Raw genomic sequence first — 5,827 nt, 5'->3', positions numbered from 1 at the left:
GCCAGGCGCCGCAGCACGCGCGGCCCCACAAGCCCGCCCCTGCGCGCCCGGCGCCCCACAAGCCGCCCCGGAAGCCGGTGGATCCGGCGCCCGATCCGGTGAAGAAGCCCCCGGCCGCGGGGCCCGGGAACCCCGGCAAGCCTGCCGAGCCGGGCCCCGACCGCCCCCAGAACCCCGGCAAGGGCCAGGCCGAGCCCCCGGTGAACGAGCCCGAGCCCCCGGCGTGGGGACCGATCGGCTCGCCCGGCGGGATCAACTGGCAGACGCTCATGCCGTTCCGCGGCAGGGCGACATGAGCGGCGGCAGACCGCTGAAGCTGCCGCGGCCGCGCGGCCGCAGACTCGTGACGCTGAGCATGACGCCCGGCAATCGGACGCCCGGGCCCCGCAAGCCCCGGACGGCCCGCCTCCGGGGGCGCGTTCGGCTGCGCACCCGCACCCGGGTGGCCTTCGCCCTGGCCACGCTGCTCGCGATCGTCTGCGCCCTGCTGCTGGACGGCTATCTGTACGCCGAGATCGGCAACGACGCCCGGGTGCACGCCGCACACTCGTACCGCAGCGTCCCCGAGCGGCTGCGCAACGGCGGGCCGGTCATCACCTTCGACCGGAAGGGGAAGGCGACCGAGCACTCCATCCCCGCCAAGACCATCGCGCTGACCTTCGACGACGGCCCGGACCCGCGCTGGACCCCGGAGATCCTGGCCGTGCTGCACAAGCACCGCGTGCCGGGGACGTTCTTCGTGCTGGGTCAGATGGTGATCCGCCATCCGGGGCTGGTGCGCCGGATGGTGGCGGCCGGACATGAGATCGGCGTGCACACCTTCTCCCATGTCGACCTGTCCTACCAGGACAAGCAGCGGATGAACCGCGAACTGGCCCAGTCGCAGCTGGCGCTGGCGGGCGCGGCGGGCGTCACCAGTTCGCTGTTCCGGGCGCCGTACGCCTCGGAGGTCTCCGCGCTGGACGACCGCACCTGGCCGGTCCAGCAGCACGTGGGCGCCAAGGGCTACGTCAGCGCGTTCGTGGACACCGACAGCGAGGACTGGCGGCGGCCCCCGGTCAAGGAGATCGTCCAGAACGCCACCCCCCGCGGCACGAAGGGCGCGTCCGTGCTCTTCCACGACGCGGGCGGCAACCGCGCGCGGACCGTGAAGGCCCTGGAGCGCTACATCCACCGGATGGCGGCGCGCGGCTACACGTTCACCACCATCACCGGCGCGCTCGACGCCCGGAGCGCCAACCACCCGGCCCCGGCCGTGCGGGTGTGGGAGGGCCGGACGCTGATCTGGGCCGCGCAGGCCACCCAGCACGCGCTGCCGGTGCTCATCGGGATGCTGGGGGTCGTCGGCTTCGCGGTGTTCGGGCGGCTGCTGCTGATGCTGGGTCTGGCCTGGTGGCACCGCCGCTCCCGGGACCGGCGCCGCTACACCCTGGTGCAGGAGGTGCACGATCCGGTGAGCGTGATCGTGCCCGCGTACAACGAGAAGGAGTGCATCGCCCACACCCTGAACTCGCTCGCCGCCTCCACCCATCCGATCGAGATCCTGGTCGTGGACGACGGCTCGACCGACGGCACCGCGGACATCGTGGAGGCGATGGGCCTGCCGAACGTGCGGGTGCTGCGCCAGCCCAACGCGGGCAAGCCCGCCGCGCTGAACAACGGCATCGCGAACGCCCGCCACGAGCTGATCGTGATGATGGACGGCGACACCGTCTTCGAGCCCACCACCATCCGCGAACTGGTCCGCCCCTTCGCCGACCCCGGGGTCGGCGCGGTCGCGGGCAACGCCAAGGTCGGCAACCGGCGCAGGCTGATCGGCGCCTGGCAGCACATCGAGTACGTGATGGGCTTCAACCTCGACCGGCGGATGTACGACCTGCTGCGCTGCATGCCGACCATCCCCGGCGCGATCGGCGCCTTCCGCCGCCGCGCGCTGCTGGACGCCGGGGGCATGAGCGCCGACACCCTGGCCGAGGACACCGACGTCACCATCGCGCTGCACCGGGCGGGCTGGCGAGTGGTGTACCAGGAGCACGCCCGCGCCTGGACCGAGGCGCCGGGCACCCTGGGCCAGCTGTGGAAGCAGCGCTACCGCTGGAGCTACGGCACCATGCAGGCGCTGTGGAAGCACCGCCGCTCGCTGATCGACCGGGGGCCCTCGGGGCGGTTCGGCCGGGTGGGGATGCCGCTGGTGGTGCTCTTCCAGATCGTCACGCCGCTGTTCGCGCCGCTGATCGACCTGTTCACGCTGTACGGGGTGATCTTCGTGGACCCGGTGCGGTCGCTCGCCGCGTGGGGCGCGCTGCTGCTGGTGCAGCTGCTGGGCGCGGCGTACGCCTTCCGGCTGGACGGCGAGCGGTACCGGGCGCTGGCCGTGCTGCCGCTCCAGCAGATCGTCTACCGGCAGCTGATGTACCTGGTGCTGCTGCATTCGTGCGTGACGGCGGCCACCGGCGCCCTGCTGCCCTGGCAGAAGCTCAAGCGCACCGGTGAGGTGGAGGCGCCGCGCACCCCGGAGGCCGTACGGTGACCCAGCTCACCGCTCCGTCCCCGGCGGTGCGGGAAGACGGCGTGGCAGGGCAACGCTGTGCTGGACGGAGGTGTCGTCATGACCGAAGAGAACTACCGGACCGAACACGACTCCATGGGTGAGGTGCGGGTGCCCGCCCACGCCAAGTGGCGCGCCCAGACCCAGCGCGCCGTGGAGAACTTCCCCGTCAGCGGGCAGCGCCTGGAGCGGGCGCACATCGAGGCGCTGGCCCGGATCAAGGCCGCGGCGGCGCTGGTAAACGCCGAGCTGGGCGTGGTGGAGAAGGACATGGCGGCCGCGATCGCGGAGGCGGCCGCGGAGGTCGCCGAGGGCCGCTGGGACGACCACTTCCCGGTGGACGTGTTCCAGACCGGCTCCGGCACCTCGTCCAACATGAACACCAACGAGGTGCTGGCCACCCTCGCAACTGAGCGGCTGGGCCGCCCGGTGCACCCCAACGACCATGTGAACGCGAGCCAGTCGTCCAACGACGTCTTCCCGTCCTCCATCCACGTCGCCGCCACCGCGGCCGTCACCGCCGACCTCATCCCGGCGCTGGACCACCTGGCGGAGGCGCTGGAGCGCAAGGAGGCCGCGTTCGCCGAGGTGGTCAAGGCCGGGCGCACCCACCTGATGGACGCCACTCCGGTGACGCTGGGCCAGGAGTTCGGCGGCTACGCGGCGCAGGTGCGGTACGGGGTGGAGCGGCTGCGCGCCGCGCTCCCCCGGCTGGCGGAGCTGCCGCTGGGCGGCACCGCCGTGGGCACCGGCATCAACACCCCGCCCGGCTTCCCGGCCGCCGTCATCGCCGAGCTGGCCCGTGCCACCGGGCTGCCGCTGACCGAGGCCCGGAACCACTTCGAGGCGCAGGGCGCGCGGGACGGGCTGGTGGAGACGTCCGGCCAGCTGCGGACCATCGCGGTCGGCCTCACCAAGATCGCCAACGATCTGCGCTGGATGGCGTCCGGTCCGCGCACCGGCCTGGCCGAGATCGCGCTGCCCGACCTCCAGCCCGGTTCGTCGATCATGCCGGGCAAGGTCAACCCGGTGATCCCCGAGGCCGTCCTGATGGTCGCGGCCCAGGTCACCGGCAACGACACGACCGTCGCCACGGCCGGGGCCGCCGGGAACTTCGAGCTGAACGTGATGCTCCCGGTGATCGCCAAGAATCTGCTGGAGTCGATCCGCCTGCTGACCAGCGCCTCCCGGCTGCTGGCGGACCGCACCATCGACGGGATCACCGCCAACGCGGAGCGGGCCCGGGAGTACGCGGAGTCCTCGCCGTCCGTCGTCACCCCGCTCAACCGTTACCTCGGGTACGAGGAGGCGGCGAAGGTCGCCAAGAAGTCCCTGGCCGAGCGGAAGACCATCCGCGAGGTGGTGCTGGAGTCGGGCTATGTGGAGCGCGGTCTGCTGACCCGGGAGCAGCTGGACGAGGCGCTGGACGTGCTGCGCATGACGCATCCGTAAGCCCCTGTTGTACTGTGCGTGCGGCATAGGTCACGGCACGGCGGCGCCGTCGCACCTAAGATCTGCTCATGACAGCGGACATCGTGGAGACGACGGGCATGGCGGGCGGCGCCCGATGGGCGCCGGGGGACCACATCCTCTGGCGTTATCGCGCCAACGCCTCCGACGCCATCCACATCTGCCGTCCCGTGACCGTCGTCCGGGACACCCCGGAGGTGCTGGCCGTCTGGCTGGCACCCGGTACGGCGTGCGTCAAGCCGCAGCTCGCCGACGGTACGCAGGTGCACCGCGAGCCGCTGTCCACGCGCTACACCAAGCCGCGCACCACCGCGCTGTCCCAGTGGTTCGGCACCGGCGTGCTCAAGCTGGCCCGGCCCGGCGAGCCCTGGTCGGTGTGGCTGTTCTGGGAGCGCGGCTGGCAGTTCAAGAACTGGTACGTGAACCTGGAGGAGCCGCTCGCCCGCTGGAGCGGCGGGGTGGACTCCGAGGACCACTTCCTCGACATCGCGGTCTACCCGGACCGCAGCTGGGAATGGAAGGACGAGGACGAGTTCGCGCAGGCGCAGCGGGCCGGTCTGATGCCCGGTGAGCAGGCCGAGCGGGTACGGGCGGCGGGCCGGGCCGCCGTACGGCTCATCGACTCCTGGGACGCGCCGTTCCGGGAGGGGTGGGAGGAGTGGCGTCCGGATCCGTCGTGGACGGTACCCGTTCTCCCGGCGGACTGGGACCGTATCGACAGGGGGCGTACGTCGGCGCACTCGAGGTCCTGAACCTCTTGCTGTGTCCCCGTGTTTCAAACGTAGGATCGTCGTCCGGAACACTGCACATGCGGGAAACAAGACAAAGGCGCAACTCACGGGCGATGCGCATGATCTGACGCAAGGTCACAGGAGGGGCGGGAGTCGTGAGCGGTGAGGACGACTACGGCGACGGCTATGCGGGCTACGAGGACTTCGACCGCCTGGCGCTCGACCGCAGCGGTCAGGCAGAGGCGTTCGACGCGATAGGCGACCGCTACGACGACGCGTTCCCTCACAAGGAAGGCCAGGTCGCGGCCGGTCAGTGGCTGGCCGACACGCTGCCGCCCGGATCCCGCGTGCTCGACGTCGGCTGCGGTACGGGTCTGCCCACGGCCCGTCAGCTGACCGACGCCGGACACCGGGTGGCGGGCATCGACATCTCGCCCGGAATGCTGAAGCTGGCCCGGGACAACGTGCCGGACGCCGAATTCCACCAGGTGGACATCGTCGACCTGAGAGTCGGCGGCCGGTACGGCCCCGGGGGCTCGAAGGAAATCGGCCCGTTCGACGGCATCGCCTGTTACTTCTCGCTGCTGCTGCTGCCCCGCCCGGAGATCCCGTACGCGCTGCGCGCCCTGCACGCCGTGCTGAGACCCGGCGGGCTGCTGGGACTCGGCATGGTCGAGGCGGACGTCGACGACTTCGCCATTCCGTTCCTCGGCAACTCGGTCCGGGTATCCGGTTATCTGCGGGACGAACTTCGACAGGTCGTGACGGATGCGGGCTTCGAGATCACCGGGGAGGACTCGCACGCGTACGCCCCGGCCAGCACGGACGTACCACCCGAGATCCAGCTCTATCTGAACTGCCGACGACGTGCCTGACACTCGGTGCGCGCCCGACGAGACGGGGGCGCACGGCCCCGGACGGATGGAAACCCACGCGTGACGGAGCACCCCACCTCCCACAACAGGCGACAGGCTGCCACCCCTGCCGCCGCCTCGGGCGCGCCCGAGGACGCGCACGGCGCGGTCCCGGACCCGCGGACCGCCGTGCGGCAGACGGCCGCCCCCGGCCAGGAGCCGGG

The 5,827-nt window shown here is 71.8% G+C and carries 4 protein-coding genes and 1 pseudogene; all 5 read left to right on the top strand.

Features of this window, described 5'->3' with window-relative positions; all coding sequences use genetic code 11:
• Positions 1 to 296 (top strand): annotated as a pseudogene (locus EEJ42_RS35190) (hypothetical protein); the annotation flags it as partial.
• Positions 293 to 2,530, top strand: coding sequence for a bifunctional polysaccharide deacetylase/glycosyltransferase family 2 protein (locus EEJ42_RS35185; protein WP_123106282.1), 2,238 nt, complete (start codon positions 293 to 295; stop codon positions 2,528 to 2,530). The pseudogene EEJ42_RS35190 and the gene EEJ42_RS35185, both read left to right, overlap by 4 nt.
• A 78-nt stretch (positions 2,531 to 2,608) precedes the next feature.
• Complete coding sequence (locus EEJ42_RS35180; RefSeq protein WP_123106281.1) at positions 2,609 to 4,000, top strand: class II fumarate hydratase; 1,392 nt, start codon at positions 2,609 to 2,611, stop codon at positions 3,998 to 4,000.
• Positions 4,001 to 4,068: 68 nt separating this feature from the next.
• Entirely contained in the window at positions 4,069 to 4,770 is a 702-nt protein-coding gene (fomD, locus tag EEJ42_RS35175) for a cytidylyl-2-hydroxypropylphosphonate hydrolase (RefSeq protein ID WP_123106280.1), read from the top strand.
• Between the two features lie 134 nt (positions 4,771 to 4,904).
• The gene (locus EEJ42_RS35170) at positions 4,905 to 5,624 is read left to right on the top strand and encodes a class I SAM-dependent methyltransferase (RefSeq protein ID WP_123106279.1); all 720 of its coding nucleotides are present in this window, start codon (positions 4,905 to 4,907) and stop codon (positions 5,622 to 5,624) included.
• Positions 5,625 to 5,827: the final 203 nt, after the last annotated feature.

Origin of the sequence: Streptomyces botrytidirepellens (assembly GCF_003721215.1) — a bacterium.
Lineage (GTDB): Bacteria > Actinomycetota > Actinomycetes > Streptomycetales > Streptomycetaceae > Streptomyces > Streptomyces himastatinicus.
This window is presented reverse-complemented; position numbering and strand designations above follow the sequence as displayed.